Raw genomic sequence first — 18,659 nt, forward strand, 5'->3', positions numbered from 1 at the left:
TGACGGCGGTCACCGATGTGCGGGGTGCCGGGGTCGGGGGCAGGCTGGAACACATGAACGACAAGCCGCCTGTGCTCGTGCACCCGCCGGCCGGCACCGGCCGGCGGGTCGAGATCCGCGGCCGGCGTGCCGGTACCGCGACCGGCCCCCGCGATCTCCTCGAATTCCTGCGCCGCGCCGGACTCGACCCGGACGAGGTGCGCCTCGACGACCCGTCCCTGATCGAGTGGCGTGGCGGCGGCCCGGACAACTGGCCCGGGCAGCTCTGACGCGACGGCGCCGGCCGAGGCAGCGATACGGGCCGCGGCGGTGCCGGCCGCGGCAGTGCGGGTCGCCGTTGCCCGAGCGGTACCGCGGCGGGCGGGGCCGCTGCGGCCCCGGCCGCAACCCCGGATCCGGCCATTCCGGCCTCCGGCCCCTCCGTCACCGCCCCCGGCCGTGGCGGGCGGGCTCGATGACGCCCCGGCGGCCTCGTCGCTCCCCGCCCGTTTCCGCAGCTCACCGCCGGTCGCCCGGCCGGCCCCGCCCTCGTGCCCGCGGCTCCCCGCCCCGCCGGAGCGTGACGCCCGCGGTGCGCGCTGTGAGCGATGACACAAGGCACACCCGGGCCGGCGTCGCCGTCGCGTGGCAGACTGGGGGCCGTACCAGTGACGTCAGCGCACTCCGGGGTCGGTGAAAGTCCGAACCGGCGGTTAAAGTCCGCGACCCGGCCACTGCCAGTGGCCGGTTGACCAGGTGAGATTCCTGGACCGACGGTTAAAGTCCGGATGGGAGGCAGTGCGTGGCGGTCGAGCACCGGTGCGCCGCCATCCGGCGGTGCGGTCCGCCCTTGGGGTGAGCCGTACGGCCGTACCCGCGTCGCCCCGTGTGTGTCGTCCGCCTCTGTCCTCGTCGACAGCCCCGGAGTCCGTGCCCGCAGAGGCAGGAGGACCCGGTGGCCACCGAAGCGCCCAGCACGGCCGAGACCCGTGCCATGCGGCGTGCCGTCGCGCTCGCCGCCCGCGGCACCGGCTCCACCAGCCCCAACCCCGTCGTCGGGTGCGTGATCCTCGACGCCGCGGGCGAGCCGGCCGGTGAGGGGTACCACCAGCGGGCCGGCGGGCCGCACGCCGAGATCCACGCCCTCCGCGCGGCCGGCGAACGCGCCCGCGGCGGCACCGCCCTCGTCACCCTGGAGCCCTGCGACCACACCGGCCGCACCGGCCCCTGCACCGGCGCGCTGATCGACGCCGGGATCGCCCGCGTCGTCTACGCCGTCGCCGACCCGCACGACGAGGCCGCCGGCGGGGCCGCCACCCTCGCCGCCGCCGGGATCGAGGTCGAGCGCGGACTGCTGGCCGCCGAGGCCGAGGAGGTCAACCTCCCCTGGCTGACCTCCGTACGCCGCCGCAGGCCGTTCGTCCGCTGGAAGTACGCGGCCACCCTCGACGGCCGGACCGCCGCCGCCGACGGCACCAGCCGCTGGATCTCCTCGCCCGCCTCCCGCGCGGACGTCCACCGGCTGCGCGCCGAGGCGGACGCCGTGATCGTGGGCTCCGGCACCGCCCGCGCCGACGACCCCCAGCTCGCCGTCCGCCACCCCGACCTGCTCGACACCCTCGGCGCCGGGCTCCGCCAGCCGCTGCGCGTCGTCGTCGACAGCAACGCCTCCGCCGTCAGGCCGGGCGCCCGGGTCCTGGACGGCAGCGCGCCCACCCTCGTCGCCGTCGCCGAGGACGCCGACGCCGCGCACCTGGAGGGCCTCGTCCCCGTGGTGCGGCTGCCGCGCGCGCCCGGCGGACGCGGCCTGTCCATCCCGATGCTGCTGCGCACCCTCTACGAGCGCGAGGTGCGCTCCGTGCTGCTGGAGGGCGGGGCGACCCTCGCCGGAGCCTTCGTCGCCGCCCGCTCCGTCGACCAGGTCGTCGGCTATCTCGCCCCCGCCCTGCTCGGTGCCGGTCCGGCCGTCCTCGCCGATGCCGGAATCGGCACGATCACCGACGCGTTGCGCCTGGATGTGACCGGTGTCGACCGCTTGGGTCCGGATCTGCGGATCACCGCCGTTCCCGGGGGGCCGGCTCCGGCCGCCGCCCCCGCCCCCGCCCCCGCCACTTCCGCCGTTCCCGCCTCCGAGGAGAACTGACGTGTTCACAGGAATCGTCGAAGAACTGGGCGAGGTCGCCGCCGTCGAGGATCTCGGGGACTCCTCCCGCTTCCGGCTGCGCGGCCCGCTGGTCACCCGGGACGCCAAACACGGCGACTCGATCGCCGTCAACGGCGTCTGCCTGACCGTCGTCGACACCGCCGCCGGCGAGTTCACCGCCGATGTGATGGCCGAGACCCTGAACCGCTCCAGCCTCGGAGCCCTCGTCCCCGGCAGCCGCGTCAACCTCGAACGCCCCATGGCGCTCGGCGGACGCCTCGGCGGCCACCTCGTCCAGGGCCACGTGGACGGCACCGGCACCATCACCGAGCGCGTACCGGGCGAGCACTGGGAGCTGGTCACGGTCTCGCTGCCGCCCCGGCTGGCCCGCTACGTCGTCGAGAAGGGCTCCATCACGGTCGACGGCGTCAGCCTCACCGTCGTCACGGCGGCGGACGACCACTTCACCGTCAGCCTGATCCCCACCACCCTGGAACTCACCACCCTGGGGAGCAAGAAGGCGGGCGACCCGGTCAACCTGGAGGTCGACGTCCTCGCCAAGTACGTCGAACGGCTGCTCGGCGCGGGCGCCGTCCCGGCCGGAGCGCACGCCGCCGGGGCCGTCGCCGGAGCCGCCGCCGGGGAGGCCGCCGTATGAGCACCTTCGACTGGCTGAACGCCCACGCCTTCACCGTTCTCGGCCAGGAGGTCATCTGGTCCGACATGGTGGGCAACACCCTGGGCCTGATCGCCCTCGCCCTCGGCTGGCGCCGCTCCCTGTGGACCTGGCCCGCACAGCTCGTCTCCGGTGTCGTCCTCGTCGCCGCCTACGCCTCCGCGCAGCTCAGCGGCGGCGTCGGCAAGCAGCTGCTGGTCATCGGCGTCGCCGTGTGGGGCTGGCGGCAGTGGCAGCACGGGAAGCGGCGCACGGGGGACGGCACCCTCGCGGTGCGCTTCGCCACCCGGCGGGAGCGCGGCCTGCTGGCGGCCGGCACGGTCCTCGGCACCCTGGCCGTCGGCGGGCTGTTCACCGCCGTGCCGTCGCTCTCCTGGAGCCCCTGGCCGGACGCGTACATCTTCGTCGGCACCCTCGCCGCGATGGTCGCCCAGGCGCGCGGGCTGGTCGAGTTCTGGTTCGCCTGGATGCTGGTCGACGTGGTCGGCGTCCCGCTGGCCTTCAGCAGCGGACTGCCGTTCTCCGGCCTGGTCTACGTCATCTACTTCGTCCTCGTCCTGTGGGGCCTGCGCGACTGGTGGCTGCACACCCGCCGGCAGCCGGCGGCCGCAGCGGCCGGGGCCCCGCCCCAGCCGGTGCCGGCCGGGGCCGCCGCCACGGAGACCTCCGCATGACCGCCCCCGCGCGGCCCGCCGCACCGCCCGCCGCCCGCACCGCCGCCGCACCGCCGCTCCGCCCCGCGCGGGCCGGCGACACCCCGGGCCCCGGCCCCTGGAGCACCGAAGGAGCCAGCATGACCACCGCACTCCAGGACACCCACGACCGGTTCACGGACGACGGGTACCCGGACGACCGGATCGTCCTCGACCCCGTCGAGCGCGCCATCGCCGACATCGCCGCCGGCCGCCCCGTCGTGGTCGTGGACGACGAGGACCGGGAGAACGAGGGCGACCTGATCGTCGCCGCCGAGAAGGCCACCCCCGAGATCGTCGCCTTCATGATGACCGAGTGCCGCGGCCTCATCTGCGCCCCGATGGAGGGCGACGCCCTCGACCGGCTCGAACTGCCGCAGATGGTGCGGGACAACACCGAGTCGATGGGCACCGCCTTCACCGTCTCCGTCGACGCCTCCGGCGCGCACGGCGTGACCACCGGCATCTCCGCCGCCGACCGGGCCACCACGTTGCGCCTGCTCGCCTCCGGGGACAGCACGCCCGGCGACTTCGTCCGCCCCGGCCACGTCTTCCCGCTGCGCGCCCGCCCCGGCGGCGTCCTCGCCCGCAACGGGCACACCGAGGCCGGTGTCGACCTCGCCCGGCTCGCCGGGCTGCGTCCCGCCGCCGCGATCGTGGAGATCGCCGCCGAGGACGGCACCATGATGCGCCTGCCCGAGCTGGTCCCCTTCGCCCGCAAGCACGGCCTGTCGATCATCTCCATCGAGGACCTGATCGCCTACCGCCGGGCGGCCGAGCCCACCGTCCGCCGCGAGGCCGAGACCCGGCTGCCCACCGCCTTCGGCGACTTCCGCGCCTACGGCTACCGCTCCACGGTGGACGGCGTCGAGCACATCGCCCTGGTGCGGGGGGACATCGGCGACGGGACGGACGTCCTCGTCCGGGTGCACTCCGAGTGCCTCACCGGCGACATCTTCGGCTCGCTGCGCTGCGACTGCGGACCCCAGCTCCAGGAGTCCCTGTCCCGGGTCACCGAGGAGGGGCGCGGCGTCGTCCTCTACCTCCGCGGCCACGAGGGCCGGGGCATCGGACTGCTGTCCAAGCTCCGGGCGTACGAACTCCAGGAGCACGGCCGGGACACCCTGGACGCCAACCTGGAACTCGGCCTGCCCGCCGACGCCCGGGACTACGCCGCCGCCGCGCAGATGCTCACCGACCTCGGCGTGCGCAGCCTGCGGCTGATGACCAACAACCCCGGGAAGACCGCGGCCCTGCTCGCCCACGGGCTGCGGGTCGTCCGGGAGCCCGCGCCGGTGGCGGCCGGGGAGCACAACCTCCGCTACCTGCGCACCAAGCGGGACCGGATGGGTCACGATTTGCCCTGGCTGGACGACGGCCGGCCGCCGGCCCGCCACGTCCAGTAGGAACGCACGACACCGACAACAGGCCCGCCCCGGCGGGCACGACGCGAGGGAAGACGACAGACGTGAGCGGTAAGGGTGCCCCCGAACTGTCCGTGAAGGACTCCGGCGATCTGCGCGTGGCCGTGATCGCCGCGCAGTGGCACGAGCAGGTGATGGACGGCCTCATGGACGGCGCCCTGCGCGCCCTCGGCGAACTGGGCATCGAGGAGCCCACCGTGCTCCGTGTCCCCGGCAGCTTCGAACTGCCGGTCGTTGCCAAGGTGCTGGCGGGCCGCGGCTACGACGCCATCGTGGCCCTCGGCGTCGTCGTCCGGGGCGGCACCCCGCACTTCGAATACGTCTGCCAGGGCGTGGCCCAGGGGCTCACGCAGGTCTCCGTGGACACCGGGGTCCCGGTCGGCTTCGGGGTGCTCACCTGCGACACCGAGGAGCAGGCCCTGGACCGGGCCGGCCTGGAGGGCAGCCGCGAGGACAAGGGCCACGAGGCCGTGATGGCCGCCGTCGCCACCGCCACCACGCTCCGCACCGTCGCCGAACCGTGGCGGCGCACCGAGGCGCCGGGCAAGCAGGGGACGCGACCCGGTAAGTTGTAGCCACCATGGCGAACAAGACATTCGAGGAGCTCTTCACCGAGCTCCGCCACAAGGCCGCCACCGGCGACCCCGCTACCTCCCGCACCGCCGAGCTGGTCGCGCAGGGCGTGCACAGCATCGGCAAGAAGGTCGTCGAGGAGGCGGCCGAGGTGTGGATGGCGGCCGAGCACGAGGGCACCGACCGCACGGCCGAGGAGATCTCGCAGCTCCTCTACCATCTGCAGGTCATGATGGTCGCCCGGGGCATCTCCCTGGACGACGTGTACGCCCACCTCTGAGTGTCGCCGCGCCGGGCCCCGCCCCGGCGGCGCGCTCCGCGGTACGCGACCGCCCGCCGCCCGTCGGCCCCGCCACGCGGCCGGCGCCGCGGACGCCGCCCGCGACAGCCCCCGAAGAACGCCGCCCCGCCGCCCCGAAGAACGCCGCCCCGAAGAAGCGAAGGAACGCCTCATGCTGCGCATCGCCGTCCCCAACAAGGGTGCTCTCAGCGAGCCTGCGTCGGAGATGCTCCAGGAGGCCGGTTACAAGCAGCGCAAGGACCGCCGCGAACTGGTCCTGGTGGACTCCGACAACGACGTCGAGTTCTTCTTCCTCCGCCCCCGCGACATCGCCGTCTACGTCGGCTCCGGCCGGCTCGACATCGGCATCACCGGCCGCGACCTGCTGCTCGACTCGGGCGCGGACGCGGAGGAGATCATGCAGCTCGGCTTCGCCGGCTCCACCTTCCGTTACGCCACCCGGCCCGGCACCGCCCAGGAGGTCGGTGACTTCGGCGGCATGACCGTCGCCACGTCGTTCGCCGGGCTCGTCACCAAGCACCTCGCCGACCACGGGGTCGACGCCTCCGTCGTCCGCCTCGACGGCGCCGTCGAGACCGCCATCCAGCTCGGCGTCGCCGAGATCATCGCCGATGTCGTGGAGACGGGCACCACCCTCCGCAACGCCGGCCTGGAGATCATCGGCGAGCCGATCCTCCGCTCCGAGGCCGTCGTCGTCCGCCGCACCGGCGAGGACGGCGAGGACCCGAAGGTGCGGCAGTTCCTCCGCCGGATGCACGGCGTCCTCGTCGCCCGCCGCTACGTGATGATGGACTACGACATCCGCGTCGAACAGGTGGAGCGCGCCGTCGCCCTCACCCCCGGCCTGGAGTCGCCGACCGTCTCCCCGCTGCACCACGAGGGCTGGGTCGCCGTCCGCTCGATGGTCCCCTCCCAGGACGCCCAGCGGATCATGGACGAGCTGTACGACCTCGGCGCCCGGGCGATCCTCACCACCGGCATCCACGCCTGCCGCCTGTAGAACCGCCGCCCGCGCCCGCCCGGGCGGCCCGCCCGCGCCGCGTAACAGCGGCCGGGCGGGGCCCCGGACGGCACGGGCCCGAACCTCCGGAGACCCCTGTGTCCTCCTCCACCCCCGGCGGGGAACCCGCCGGCCGGCCCGGCCCGGACGGCCTGCCCGCGCTGCCCGTCACCTTCCGGCCGACCCGCACCCGGGTGATCCTGCTGAGCGCGGGAGCGGCGGTGCTCGCCACCCTGACGATCCTCGCCGTGGTGCTGCCGTCCCTCAGCCCGGCCGAGCGCTCCAGCTTCGTCTTCACCGGACTCCTCGGCCTGGGCGTCATGGTGCTCCTCAGCCGCCCCCGCATCGACGCGGACGAGGAGGGCATCACGGTGGTCAACCTGACCGCCCGGCGCCGCCTCTCCTGGGCGGAAGTGCTCCGGGTCAACCTCAGGCCCGGCGACCCGTGGGTCCATCTGGACCTCGCCGACGGCACCCATCTGCCCGCGATGGGCATCCAGCCCGGCATCGCCCGGGACAAGGCGATCGCCGACGCCCGCGCGCTGCGCGCCCTCGCCGACCACCACGGCAGCGGCCGGACGGCGGACTGACGGAACGCCGTCTTCCCCCGGGTAGGCCGCGGCCGGCGGCGCGCCGGACCCGCCGGCGGAAGCCGGATCGCACGTCCGTGCGCCTTCGCAGGCCCAGGAGCAGTGATTACCCTGTCCCCTGGCGGCGCGAAGCGCGCCCCGCCCCGCACCGGACGGGCACCGCGGCAGCGTACGTGCCCCGCGGGGCACCTGCGAGCCGAGGAGTGAATTCCTTAGCCCATGGACGGTCCGTCCTGTAGTACCCGCGCCGCCCTCTCCCCGGAGGCGGCGGCATGATGGTTTCCCTTCTCCTGCTCTCCGCGGGCCTGCTGCTCATCCTCGCCAACGGCTTCTTCGTGGCAGCCGAGTTCGGCCTCGTCACCGTCGAACGCGCGGACGCCGAACGGGCCGCCGCCGAGGGCGACCCGCGCGCCCGCACCGTCGTCAAGGCCCTGCGCGAGCTCTCCTTCCAGCTCTCCGGCACCCAGCTCGGCATCACCATCACCTCGCTCGTGGTGGGCATGCTCGCGGAACCCGCGCTCGCCCGGCTGCTGGCCGGCCCGCTCACCGCGGCCGGGCTGCCCCCGGGCGCCGTCCCGGGCGCGGCCGTGGTGATCGGCGTCCTCGCGGCCTCCGCCCTGCAGATGGTCGTCGGCGAACTCGTGCCGAAGAACTGGGCGGTGTCGCGGCCCTTCGAGGTCGCCCGGTTCGTCGCCGGACCGCAGTACGCCTTCGCCGCCCTCTTCCGGCCGGTGATCGCCCTGCTCAACGGGGTGGCCAACCGGCTCGTCCGCGGCCTGGGCGTGGAGCCGACCGACGCCCTGGAATCCGCCCGCACCCCCGGTGAACTGGTCTCCCTCGCCCGGCACTCGGCCCGCGCCGGGGCCCTGGAGCAGGACACCGCCGATCTGTTCGTCCGCACCCTGTCGCTGGCCGGGCTCTCCGCGCAGCACGTCATGACCCCGCGGGTGCGGGTCGCCGCGCTGCAGGACTCCGCCACCGCGGCGGACGTCGTCAACCTCACCCGGGCCACCGGGCTCTCCCGCTTCCCCGTCTACCGCGAGCGGCTGGACGAGGTCGTCGGGATGGTCCACCTCAAGGACGCCCTCGCCGTGCCGGCGCACGAGCGGCGGCGCACGCCGGTGGGGCGCGTCAGTGTGCCCCCGCTGATGGTGCCGGAGACCCTGCCCGTCCAGCGGCTGCTGGAGCGGCTGCGCCGGGAGCAGCCGATCGCCGTCGTCGTCGACGAGTACGGCGGCACGGCCGGTGTCGTCACCCTGGAGGACATCGTCGAGGAACTGGTGGGCGAGGTGCGCGACGAGCACGACGACGCCGGGCGCCCGGAACTGGCCCCCGCCCCGGCCGAGGAGGGCCGGCCCGCGTGGGACGCCGACGGCGGCTGCCGGATCGACACCCTGCGGCCCATCGGCCTGGCCGCCCCCGACGGGCCGTACGAGACCGTGGCGGGACTCGTCGCCGACCTCCTCGGCCGGATCCCGGCCGTCGGGGACACCGCCGAACTCCCCGGCTGGCGGCTGCGGGTGCGCCGGGTCGGCCATCACCGCGCCGAGTCGGTACGGCTGGTGCGGACGGCCGGCGTGCGCGGTCAGGGCGCGCCGGACTCCGGCGGGGCCGATCCGGTACGGGGCGGCGGCGCGGCCGGCGCGACGGGCGCGGCCGCGGCCCAGGCGTCCGCGGCGCGGGGCGTGCCCGTGTCCGCCGCGCCCGCGCGAGGGGCTCCCGTCCGCACGGCGGTGGCCCCGGCGGCACCGGCCCCCGCGGACCGGGACGCTGCGGCCCGTGACCACGCCCCGGTCCGGGCGGGAGGAGCGCGATGAGCCTGCTCCAACTCCTCTTCGCCGCCGTGCTGGTGCTCGGCAACGGCTTCTTCGTGGGCGCCGAGTTCGCCCTGGTGTCCGTACGCCGCAGCCAGATCGAGCCGCTCGCCGCCGCCGGCTCGGTCCGTGCCCGCACCGTGCTGACGGGCCTGGAGAACCTGCCGCAGATGATGGCCGCCGCCCAGTTCGGGATCACGGTCTGCTCGCTGACCCTGGGCGCCGTCGCCGAACCGACCGTGGCCCGGCTCCTGGAGCCCGTCTTCCACGCCGTCCGCCTGCCGGAGCCGCTGGTGCATCCGCTGGGCTACGCCATCGCCCTGGCCCTGGTCGTCTTCCTCCACCTGGTCGTGGGCGAGATGGTGCCGAAGAACCTTGCCATGGCCGCCCCCGAGCGGACCGCCCTGCGGCTGGCGCCCGGCCTGGTCGCCTTCGCCCGGCTGTGCCGTCCGGTGACGGCGCTCTTCGGTTCCTGGGCCCACCTGGTGCTGCGGCTCTTCCGGGTGGAGCCCAGGGACGAGGTCGAGGCGGTCTTCACCAGTGAGCAACTGGGCCGCCTCGTCGCGGACTCCCACGAGGCGGGCCTGCTCGCCCCGGAGGAGCAGGAGCGGCTCGCCGACGCGCTGGACCTCGGCAGCAGACCGGTGACCGAGGTGCTGCTCGACCCGGCGGCACTCGTCACGGCCGGTCCGGGCGCGACCGCGCGGGAGATCGAACAGCTGACCGTGCGCACCGGCTTCTCCCGCTTCCCCGTACGCGACGGAACCGGGCCGTCCGCCGGCTCCGGCACGGGCTTCCTCGGCTACGTCCATGTGAAGGACGTCCTGGACACGGACGATCCCGGGGCCTGCGAAGCTCCTCTCCACCCGCCCGGCGTGGAGGACGCACCGGCCGGCGACGGCCCGGACGGGGGAGCCGGCGGGCACGGGACCGGCCGGGCGCTCCCGCGCCATGTGCTGCGCCCCATGCCGGTGCTCCGCGCGGAGACGCCGCTCGACGACGCGCTGACCGCGATGCGCCGGGCCGCGGCCCATCTCGCCCAGGTCTCGGACGCCTCCGGGCGGGTCCTGGGCCTGGTGGCGCTGGAGGACGTCCTGGAGACCCTGGTCGGGGAGGTCCACGACCCGGCACACCGCTCTCGCCGTCTCACCGCCCAGCGGGGCGCCCGCGTCGTGGCCCGGCGCCCCCGGCCGGCTCCCTCCCGGGAGGCGCCCGTCCGGGGCTGAGACGGAGGGCGGCCGGCCCGCAGCCGTACGCGCCGCGCGCCGCCGGACACGGCGGAAAAGCGCGCGACGCCCGGCGGCGGGCCGGACCAGAATCGGGGGATGGACGCGAACACGGAACCCGTCAACCTGACCGACGCCCTGGCCTCCTTCACGGAGGTCTACAGCCCCCGGATCGTGACCCGGGTCAACGACTACGACGTACGCATCGCCCATGTGGAGGGAGAGCACGTCTGGCACGTCCACGAGGACACCGACGAGTTCTTCCTCGTCCTCGACGGCCGCTTCGACGTGGCCCTGCGCGATGCCGACGGCACGGAGCGGACGGTGGAACTGCGCAAGGGCGACACCTTCGTGGTGCCCCGGGGCACCGAGCACAAGCCGTCGTCGCCCGGCGGGTCGATCATGATGTTCGAGCCCAGCGGGACCCTGACGACCGGCGACCGCCCGGAGGACGAGATCCCGGACAACGTGGACAGCACCACGGGACACCGACTCGCCTGACCTGTACGGGCCCACCTCGCCCGGGACGCCGCGGCGCCGCGCAGGCCGGGTCTTCGCGCCGTCTTCTCCCGTCAACTGCGGTCCCGGAGAGTATGCCGCGGCCGGGCTGGTGGCCCTGGCCGCGGCAGCCGTCCTGACCGACGCGGCGATCGCCGTACGGGACGCGGTGGCTGACCACCGGCCCGTCCTCGCCGCCCTCGCCGCAGGCGCCTGCGCCCACGGGACCTGGCACCTGGCGTGCTCCCTGCGGGCACGGCGGGAGCGGGCGGCGCGGCTCGCGGCCCTGCGGCTCACGCTCGCCCAGATCGACGCCCTTGACGACCAGCAACTCGAGCGCGCCCTGCGGGGGCTGCTCATCCGGGACGGCCGGCAGGCGGTCCGGGCTGCTCGGACCGGCCGCTCAGTTTGTGGCAGCTCGTGGCCATCCCGACCGATGAGCCGTTCGGCAACCAGTCATGGTGACCGTTCACCGAACGGCGGGCCCTCACGCCCGGAGAGCCGGAACGGACCGACCGTCCACGGAACCCGAGGCTTGACGCTTCATGTCACACCTGGCCCCTACAGTCCTCCCATGACACGACCGACTCCCCCCAGTGTGCCCGCCGACGACACACAGGACGACAACACTGCAGTGCGAACAGGGCAGTTGAGGGTGCTTCTGGAGACCGCGAGTCCCGCCGAGGCGGGCGAGGCGGTCAGGGAACTCATGCTGCTGGCAGGGTCCGGCGGCGGCGACGCGGCGCTGGATCTGGCCGTGCGGTACAGCAGAGTGTCCGACTGCTCCACCGAGGAACTGCTCCGGTTGTGGGCGATGGCCGACGGAGACCCGTTCGGTTTCTGCGAAAACCTGGAGGCCCCGGCGTACCGCGCGCGCAAGGCCGTCAGGAAACTTGTCGCCCTGTCCGCGCCGGGTGACGGTGGACATGCCCTGAAACTGGCCGCCCGGTTCACCCCCCTGGACCCGTACGCGTCCAAGTTCCTCGTCCGTCTGTGGAGGACGGACCCTGATCCGGACGGTTTCGCCGAGCACCTGCTCGCTCCGGCGTTCCGTCAGGAGGGCAGGACGGAACTGTGGCTGCCGTACGCCTCGTCCCTGCGCGGTCTGCGGCATCTCACGATGCTCGAGAAGCTCGACTTCTACCAGTGTGACGGGCTCACCGACCTCACCGAGGTCGGTGAACTCACCAGTCTCACGGACCTTGATCTGGGTGGCTGCACGAGCGTGGCGGACCTCACCCCGATCGGTCGTCTTTCCCGGCTCACCCGCCTCGATCTCAGCGGGTGCGGCGCCGTCGAGGACTTCGGGCCCCTGCTGAACCTCAGCAGTCTGCGTCAACTGAGGCTGAGCCGGACCAAGGTGCGCTCCCTTCGTATGTTCGGTGGGGCACTCGCCGCTCTGGAATCCCTGGATCTCCGCTCCTGCAGGTCTCTCACGGACCTGGACGGACTCGCCGAACTGCCGAATCTCGCCCGTCTCCAGCTGAGCGGCGACCAGCTTGCCGACCTCTCGCCGTTCGCGGCTCTTCCCCGACTTCAGTCCCTCGAACTCGACAGCTGCAACGAGCTGACGACGCTCGAAGGGCTGGGCGGCCACCCGCGGCTGGCGAAGCTCAGGATCTACGGCAGTCCGGTACTGCGCACCACGGAGGGTCTGGGCGAGTTGCCGGCGTTGCGGGAGTTGACTCTCGTCAGTTGCTCCGTGCTGGCCGACCTCAGGGGTCTCGGCCGCCTGCCCGCGCTGCGCACGCTGATGATCAACGGCTCCGCCGTCCGCGGCCTCGGTGATCTGTCCGGATCTCCGCTGTCCACACTGACCCTGCTGTACATGGAGGCTCTGGAATCGCTCAGTGCCCTGCAGGACTGCTCCGGCCTGCGTGAACTGACCCTCCGTTCCCTGAAGTACTGCCCCTTGGCCGAGGACATACCTGTGGAACGGCTCAGCTCACTCACCGTGGCCGGCCCGCGCTGGGCCGCGTTGAAGGACATCACCCTGTTGACCGCTTCGCCCCGCCTCGCAGAACTCGACCTGCGCCACTGCCGGTCGCTGACGGACCTCCGGCCTTTGCTGGACATGCCGGCGCTGTCACACGTCCACCTGGCCGAACAGATCGCGACATCGCCCTCGGAGGCACCCGATCCGGTGGTGACCGGACTCAGGGCACGAGGCGTGACCGTCACGCTGCACCGCTGACCGTCCACGATCCGCCGCTCACCCGGCGTGATTCCCCCTGTCGAACCGACCTGGCCGCAAGGAGACCTCCCGTGCCCCCCGAAACGCTGGACATACTGAGTGAGTTCCGTGAGAGGGCTCTCGCAGTGGGCATCCCCCCGGACGACATCGCACGGTGGACGGACCTCGCCCGACCCTGCGCCGTTCTGGGCACCATGGGGGACGGGCCGGTGGTGGGCCGGCTCGGCGGGCCCCTCATGCTTCCCGCGGACACCCCCGACCCGTGGTGCAAGCTCGCCGCCACCATCGACCTCTCCGCGCTGCCCGCAGGAGTGACCGACCTCGGCCTGCCCACCGACGGCCACCTCCTGCTGTTCGCCGACCCCGACCCCGACCGGATCGGGAGTGGAAACCTGGGCAGTGCACTCCACATTCCCGCCGGCACACCCGTCGAGGAACGCCCTGTGGATTTCGACCCGGAATGGAAGAACTACCCGTACGAAACAGATCTCCCGGAAGGGCTGCTCCGCCTGAGTACCGACGTCTCTCTGCCGTACTACACCTCGGTCTACGCTCCCGGGCAGCCCCTGCACTGCGAGGCTCACCCGGAACACCCCCACGCAGACGAACTGATCGACGTATGGACGGAGATGCCGGGCGAGGGCATCGGCCGCGGGCTTCAGCTGGGTGGATACGCCGAGGACGAGTACTGGGCGGAGGACCCCAGCGTGGCGGCCGGGCGGGAAGCGGCACGAGCGGTGGCCCGGTGCGAACTGCCCGCGCCCGATACGGAGGTGCGTCCCGAGGACTGGGTGTGCCTCGCCCAGTGGGTGCACGGGCTCGACGGTTTGGAGATGGCCCTCTACTCCTGGTCGATCTCCCGGCCGGACCTGGTCGCGGGACGCTTCGACCGGGTCTACGCCACCATGACCTGGAACCCGTAACACCCACAGGAGGTAACAGTAGACCGGGGGTCAGATGAACCGCAGGTCACGAGCGCTGCTCCCCGCGCACGCGGATGGCATCCGCTCTCCCGCGAGCGGCTCGGGTGACGCCTGCCCCCCGGTGCCGCCGCCGAGCAGGGCGGTCTCAGAGGGGTGACTGCGGGCCGGGGCCGCCGAGCGGGCCCCGGCCCGACAGCACCTCGCCGTAGGCCTGCATCAGGTCGGGCAGCCGCAGGGTGGCCAGGTCCTCGCGGGTCGGGGTGCCGGCGTAGCCCGCGAGCCGCAGATCGCGGTAGGCGCAGCTCTTCTCGTACAGGGTGCGCAGGAAGCGGCCGTTGCCGAGCTCGTCGATCCAGCCCTGGTCGACCACGTGGCCGCAGATGCTGCGCAGTTCCTCGACGGCCTCCTCGTCCCAGCCGTCGCCGTTCTCGGCCGCCAGCACCTCGCCGATCCTCGTCAGCTCCAGCGGCCGGTAGCTGGGGAAGTCCACGCGGGTGGTGAAGCGGGAGCCGAGGCCGGGGTTGGCGGCGAGCAGCCGGTCCATGCCCTCGGGGTAGCCGGCGAGGATGACGACGAGGCGGTCGCGGTTGTCCTCGGCGCGTTTGAGGAGTACCTGCAGGGCCTCGTCGCCGTAGGCGTCGCCCTTGCTGTAGGCGGAGTTGGAGAGGCTGTACGCCTCGTCGACGAAGAGCACGCCGCCGAGCGCGGAGTCGATCAGCTCATTGGCCTTGACGGCGGTCTGGCCGAGGAACTCGCCGACCATGTCGGCGCGCTGGGCCTCGACCAGGTGGTCGCCGCCGAGCAGGCCGAGCGCGTAGAACACCCGGCCGAGGATGCGGGCGACCGTGGTCTTGCCGGTGCCGGAGGGGCCGGAGAAGACGAAGTGCCGCTTGGGCGGCTGGACCGGCAGCCCTTCGCCGGCGCGCAGCCGCGCCATGTGAAGCTGTGCGGAGAGCGCCCGCACCTGGCGCTTCACCGGCTCCAGCCCGACCATCCGTTCGAGCTCGTCCAGCGCCTGGGCCAGCAGCACCGGGTCCGGCGGCCCGTCCGGCAGGGGCGAGGCGGGGCGGGGCTGGACCGGCAGCACCGCCTTCTCGCGGATGCCGTCGGCGTCGACGGGGGCCAGGCCGGGCAGCGGGCCGTCCGGGTCGCTCGCCGGGTCTTGGCCGGCCGGGGGCGCCGCGGCCGGGGCTGCGGGCGGGAAGTCGCGGCCGGGGTCGGCGGGCGGGTCGGAGCCGTAGCCCTCGGGGTCGGCCATGGCGTCCAGCAGGTCCTGGCCGCCGGTGCCCGCGAGGGAGACGGCCGCCAGATCAGCCGCCTCCAGGCCGTCGCCGTCGGATATCGCGGCGAGCCGGGCGGCGGTGTCCATGAACGCCGGGTCCACCCGGTGCACGGCCCGGTAGAGGGGGAGCGCGGCGGCGCTGCGGCCGGTGCCCTCGCGGGCGCGGGCCAGCCAGTAGCGCAGCTCCTTGCGCTGCGGCTGCTCGCTGCGGCAGCGCATCAGGGCGGCCGAGAGCAGCGGCTCGGCCTGCCCGTACATCTCCAGCCGGACCCGGGCCATGCCGCCGAAGAGACCGGCCTCGATGCCGAGCAGCGGATCGTCGAGCAGGGGACCGGTGTGCCGGATGAGCAGCTCCCAGTCCTTGACGAGATAGGCGCGGCAGGCGTGCAGGAAGCGCACCTGCGGGTCCGCGTCGACGGGTGGGCAGCCCGCCAGGGCGCGGTCCAGTTCGGGGACGTGGCGGCCGTCGAGCCAGTGGGAGGCGTGCGCCAGCAGCAGATCGCGGGGGCTCTCCAGCACGGGCTGGACCCACCAGCCCAGCCAGTACCAGGAGTTGAGCTTGCGCCGGTGCCGGGCGCGCTGTTCGCCGAAGCGGTCGCGGTGGCGGTACATCCGCAGCAGGGCCGTCGCCGGGTCGACGCGCAGGGCGTGCAGCCCGAGCCAGGCGTCGGCCATCCCCGGGTCCCTCCGCACGGCGGCCCGGAACTCGTCCTCCGCCTGCGCGTAGGCGCCCATGGTGTACGCGTCGAGGGCGCGCAGCCAGGCGAGATCGGCCGGTGAGTCGTCCCGGTCCGGGATGCCGAAGTCCATCGCGTCCCCCACAAACTGCCCCCGTGGTGGCGGCCGGCGGACGCCGGGCCGCAGCCTTTCAACCACCGCGCTGCGGGAGGGACTTGCGGCTCCTCCCGCTGGGCATCGTACCCGCGGCGGCAGGGCGCGCCGAAGGGCGCCGCGCAGGTGAGGGGCGGTATCGGCCCTTCACGGGAGCGCCGCGGGGGAGGGGGCGCACGATCACCGAGTGTGATCGTCGACGGCGGATTCCTGTCCGGAATGCGGCTTTCGAGAGGTGTCGGGACAGAACGAAGCCCCCGATCACGGGGGAACAACCGGGGGCTTCGCGTCTGGGCGCGGCCCCGAAGGGGCGCACACTGAGAACGTAAGACCTGTCCGGCCGCCAGGTCAAGCCGAGTTCGCGGACTTCCGGCCGTCCCGCGACGGCTCCACCGGGGCCGGACTGCGCAGCGAGTGGATTTGGTCACTGTGTGTGAGATCGGAAGGGGGTCATTCCGGTCCCGGAAGCCTCATGAACCACACGAACCCCTCCGATCCCTGACGCACCAGAAGATCGGCATGGGGGCGCGTGGGGTCGTATCCGAAGTGTTCCTGCTCCGACCGGGTCCAGCCGTCCCAGAACGCGGACAGCTCCGGGCCGTCGCGCCGCCGCCCCCGCTCCCAGGCCGTGTCGCGGGGCGTCTCCAGCCAGATCAGCAGCGCCAGATACGGCCGCAGGGCCCGCCGCCCGGCACCGACCCCCTCCACCAGGACCACCGGCGCGGCCGGCAGCTCGCGCTCCGCGGCGAAGCGCCGCAGACGCCAGTCGTAGACCCGGTGGCGGGCCGTCCCGCCGCGGCCGAACGGGACCAGCACCTCGCGGACGAGCCGGTCCGTCCAGCCGAACGGCTCGTCATGGGTGGCGAGATCGTCCAGATGCAGCACCGGCGCCCCGCCCAGGGCGGCGGCCAGCCGTCCGGCGAAGGTGCTCTTGCCCGACCCGGCGTGGCCGTCGACGGCCACCAGCCGGACGGGGCCGCAGGACGGCGGCAGGCCGCGCAGCCACCGGGCGAGGGCGGCGAGGTCCGAGTGCTCGGCGGAGTCCACCCCGCCACGGTACGGCTCCCGTCGGGCCGGGTTCCGTCCGGCCGCGCGTCCGCCGGTCCGCCCGCGGTCTGCCCCCGCGCCCGTCCGCCCGCGCGTCCGCCTGCCCGGATCCGGACGGGTACCTTTCCGGCGGAGTGACTCCACCCGTGACTGAAGTCGCGGGCTTCCTGTGGCGGTGGCTAGGCACCGTCGCAGAGGACCAGCCCGGCCCTGTGATTGACATTCAGCGCGCCGACGTGGTCGGCGTTCGCGACCAGGCCGCAGTTGACGCAGGCGAACTTTGCCTGGGTGACGCGGTTCTCCTTGGCCACGTGCCCGCATCCACCGATGCTGGGCGGGCAGGTGCGGGACGTGTTGCGGGCGTCCACCGGGATCACACGGCGACCGGCGCTTTCAGCCTTGTCCGCCAGGATCCTCAGGAACTGCCCCCAACCCGCATCCAAAATCCTGCGGTTCAGCCCGGCTTTCGCCGCCGCGCCGTTGGCCAGGAACACGCCGGGCTGCTCGGGGTCGGGCCTGGGTGCGGGCGCCTTGGTCATGCCCGCGGTGTTCAGCCGCTCGACCCCGATCGCATCGTGCTTACGGACCAGGGCAAGGGCCTGCTTGTGGTGGTGGTCCAGACGCCGCCGCCGGGTCTTGGCGTGCAGCTTGGCGACCGTGCGGGCCGCGGCACGATGCTTCTTCGTACGACGCCGGGTGCGCTGGGGGAAGGTCGCCAGGTGGTGCTGCGCTGCGGCCAGCTCCTCTGCCGCCTGGTCGAGGAACCCGGGGTTGGCGACGTGGTGGCCGTCGGAGTCGGTGAGGAAGTGGACCGTGCCCAGGTCGATACCCACCCGGCTGCCGGTGGGCGGCAGTGGCTCGGCGGGCACTTCGTCGCAGGCGAGGATGACGTACCAGCGGCGGCCCTCCCGCTTGACACTGACCGTCTTCACCCGGCCCTTCACCGGCCGGTGCCGGTGAACGCGGACGTGCCCGACGCCCTGCAGCCGCACGCGGGTACGCGTGTCGTGGGGGGTGGAGTCCCACCGGCAGCCGTCCCCGTCCTTGGGAAAGGTGACGGTGTCGAAATGCCCGACCCCCTTGAACCGCGGGTACCCGGGCGTGCCGCCGGTCTTCACCCGCCGGAAGAACGCCTGGAAGGCCCGGTCCAGGCGGCGCAGGGTCGCCTGCTGGCTGGAGAAGGACCACCGGCCCTGACGCTCCGGATCGAACGCCCGGATCTCCCTCAACTGCGCCGACTGATCCCCGTACCGGACCGAGGTTCTGGAGCTGTGCCGGTAGGCGTCACGACGCTCTTGAAGTGCCCCGTTGTACAGGGAGCAGTGATCCCGCACCATCTCCACCAGCGCCCGCTCCTGACGGACCGTGGGACGCAGAAGAAACCGATACGCCCGCCTCACACCCACCCCACCTCCCCGCAGTTTCCCCTGACCAACGCCGGTGTGCTCACGCTACCGGCCCCTACT

Annotated in this window: 17 protein-coding genes and 1 riboswitch; of the genes, 14 read left to right on the forward strand and 3 right to left on the reverse strand. The window is 73.6% G+C overall.

The features are described 5' to 3' along the window. Positions 1-53 precede the first annotated feature (53 nt). The 14 genes from SXIN_RS27385 to SXIN_RS27450 all read left to right on the forward strand — a co-directional run bounded on the left by SXIN_RS27385 (position 54) and on the right by SXIN_RS27450 (position 14,033). Entirely contained in the window at positions 54-269 is a 216-nt protein-coding gene (locus tag SXIN_RS27385; RefSeq protein ID WP_039821172.1) for a hypothetical protein, read from the forward strand. Positions 270-654: 385 nt separating this feature from the next. Continuing rightward, positions 655-785: riboswitch (FMN riboswitch) on the forward strand. Positions 786-973: 188 nt separating this feature from the next. Further along, the gene (gene ribD, locus SXIN_RS27390) at positions 974-2,122 is read left to right on the forward strand and encodes a bifunctional diaminohydroxyphosphoribosylaminopyrimidine deaminase/5-amino-6-(5-phosphoribosylamino)uracil reductase RibD (protein WP_095758221.1); all 1,149 of its coding nucleotides are present in this window, start codon (positions 974-976) and stop codon (positions 2,120-2,122) included. 1 nt (position 2,123) lies between these two features. Continuing rightward, positions 2,124-2,780: a riboflavin synthase gene (locus SXIN_RS27395; RefSeq protein WP_019708698.1), complete on the forward strand. Its 657-nt coding sequence runs from the start codon at positions 2,124-2,126 to the stop codon at positions 2,778-2,780. Then, positions 2,777-3,472: a nicotinamide mononucleotide transporter family protein gene (locus tag SXIN_RS27400; protein ID WP_095757684.1), complete on the forward strand. Its 696-nt coding sequence runs from the start codon at positions 2,777-2,779 to the stop codon at positions 3,470-3,472. Before SXIN_RS27395 ends, SXIN_RS27400 begins: the two co-directional genes overlap by 4 nt. Before the next feature lie 119 nt (positions 3,473-3,591). Beyond that, the gene (locus tag SXIN_RS27405) at positions 3,592-4,896 is read left to right on the forward strand and encodes a bifunctional 3,4-dihydroxy-2-butanone-4-phosphate synthase/GTP cyclohydrolase II (protein ID WP_019711915.1); all 1,305 of its coding nucleotides are present in this window, start codon (positions 3,592-3,594) and stop codon (positions 4,894-4,896) included. Between the two features lie 62 nt (positions 4,897-4,958). After that, the gene (gene ribH, locus SXIN_RS27410) at positions 4,959-5,489 is read left to right on the forward strand and encodes a 6,7-dimethyl-8-ribityllumazine synthase (protein ID WP_019711914.1); all 531 of its coding nucleotides are present in this window, start codon (positions 4,959-4,961) and stop codon (positions 5,487-5,489) included. Between the two features lie 5 nt (positions 5,490-5,494). Further along, complete coding sequence (locus SXIN_RS27415; RefSeq protein ID WP_019711913.1) at positions 5,495-5,767, forward strand: phosphoribosyl-ATP diphosphatase; 273 nt, start codon at positions 5,495-5,497, stop codon at positions 5,765-5,767. 172 nt (positions 5,768-5,939) lie between these two features. Beyond that, a complete protein-coding gene (hisG, locus tag SXIN_RS27420) occupies positions 5,940-6,788 on the forward strand; it encodes an ATP phosphoribosyltransferase (RefSeq protein ID WP_019706495.1) in 849 nt (282 codons plus the stop codon). Between the two features lie 98 nt (positions 6,789-6,886). Further along, positions 6,887-7,378 carry a PH domain-containing protein gene (locus SXIN_RS27425; protein ID WP_019708696.1) on the forward strand — a complete coding sequence of 164 codons (492 nt, stop codon included), beginning with the start codon at positions 6,887-6,889 and terminating at the stop codon, positions 7,376-7,378. A 272-nt stretch (positions 7,379-7,650) separates the two neighbouring features. Further along, entirely contained in the window at positions 7,651-9,195 is a 1,545-nt protein-coding gene (locus SXIN_RS27430; RefSeq protein ID WP_095757685.1) for a hemolysin family protein, read from the forward strand. Beyond that, complete coding sequence (locus tag SXIN_RS27435; protein ID WP_095757686.1) at positions 9,192-10,418, forward strand: hemolysin family protein; 1,227 nt, start codon at positions 9,192-9,194, stop codon at positions 10,416-10,418. Before SXIN_RS27430 ends, SXIN_RS27435 begins: the two co-directional genes overlap by 4 nt. Before the next feature lie 99 nt (positions 10,419-10,517). After that, complete coding sequence (locus SXIN_RS27440) at positions 10,518-10,919, forward strand: cupin domain-containing protein (protein WP_019708694.1); 402 nt, start codon at positions 10,518-10,520, stop codon at positions 10,917-10,919. Between the two features lie 571 nt (positions 10,920-11,490). Next, a complete protein-coding gene (locus tag SXIN_RS27445; protein WP_238153875.1) occupies positions 11,491-13,110 on the forward strand; it encodes a leucine-rich repeat domain-containing protein in 1,620 nt (539 codons plus the stop codon). A gap of 71 nt (positions 13,111-13,181) precedes the next feature. Further along, complete coding sequence (locus SXIN_RS27450) at positions 13,182-14,033, forward strand: DUF1963 domain-containing protein (RefSeq protein WP_019708692.1); 852 nt, start codon at positions 13,182-13,184, stop codon at positions 14,031-14,033. A 145-nt stretch (positions 14,034-14,178) separates the two neighbouring features. On the opposite strand, the gene SXIN_RS27455 is transcribed toward SXIN_RS27450, so the two are convergent. The 3 genes from SXIN_RS27455 to SXIN_RS27465 form a co-directional block, all read right to left on the reverse strand. Continuing rightward, positions 14,179-16,125, reverse strand: a complete 1,947-nt coding sequence (locus SXIN_RS27455; protein ID WP_095757687.1) for an AAA family ATPase — start codon at positions 16,123-16,125, stop codon at positions 14,179-14,181. 471 nt (positions 16,126-16,596) lie between these two features. Next, positions 16,597-17,193 (reverse strand): uridine kinase family protein, encoded by a 597-nt coding sequence (locus SXIN_RS27460; RefSeq protein ID WP_095757688.1) that lies wholly within the window; start codon positions 17,191-17,193, stop codon positions 16,597-16,599. Positions 17,194-17,372: 179 nt separating this feature from the next. Then, positions 17,373-18,593, reverse strand: coding sequence for an RNA-guided endonuclease InsQ/TnpB family protein (locus SXIN_RS27465; protein WP_039821168.1), 1,221 nt, complete (start codon positions 18,591-18,593; stop codon positions 17,373-17,375). Positions 18,594-18,659: the final 66 nt, after the last annotated feature.

The sequence above is a fragment of the Streptomyces xinghaiensis S187 genome, assembly GCF_000220705.2.
Taxonomy (GTDB): Bacteria; Actinomycetota; Actinomycetes; order Streptomycetales; family Streptomycetaceae; genus Streptomyces; species Streptomyces xinghaiensis.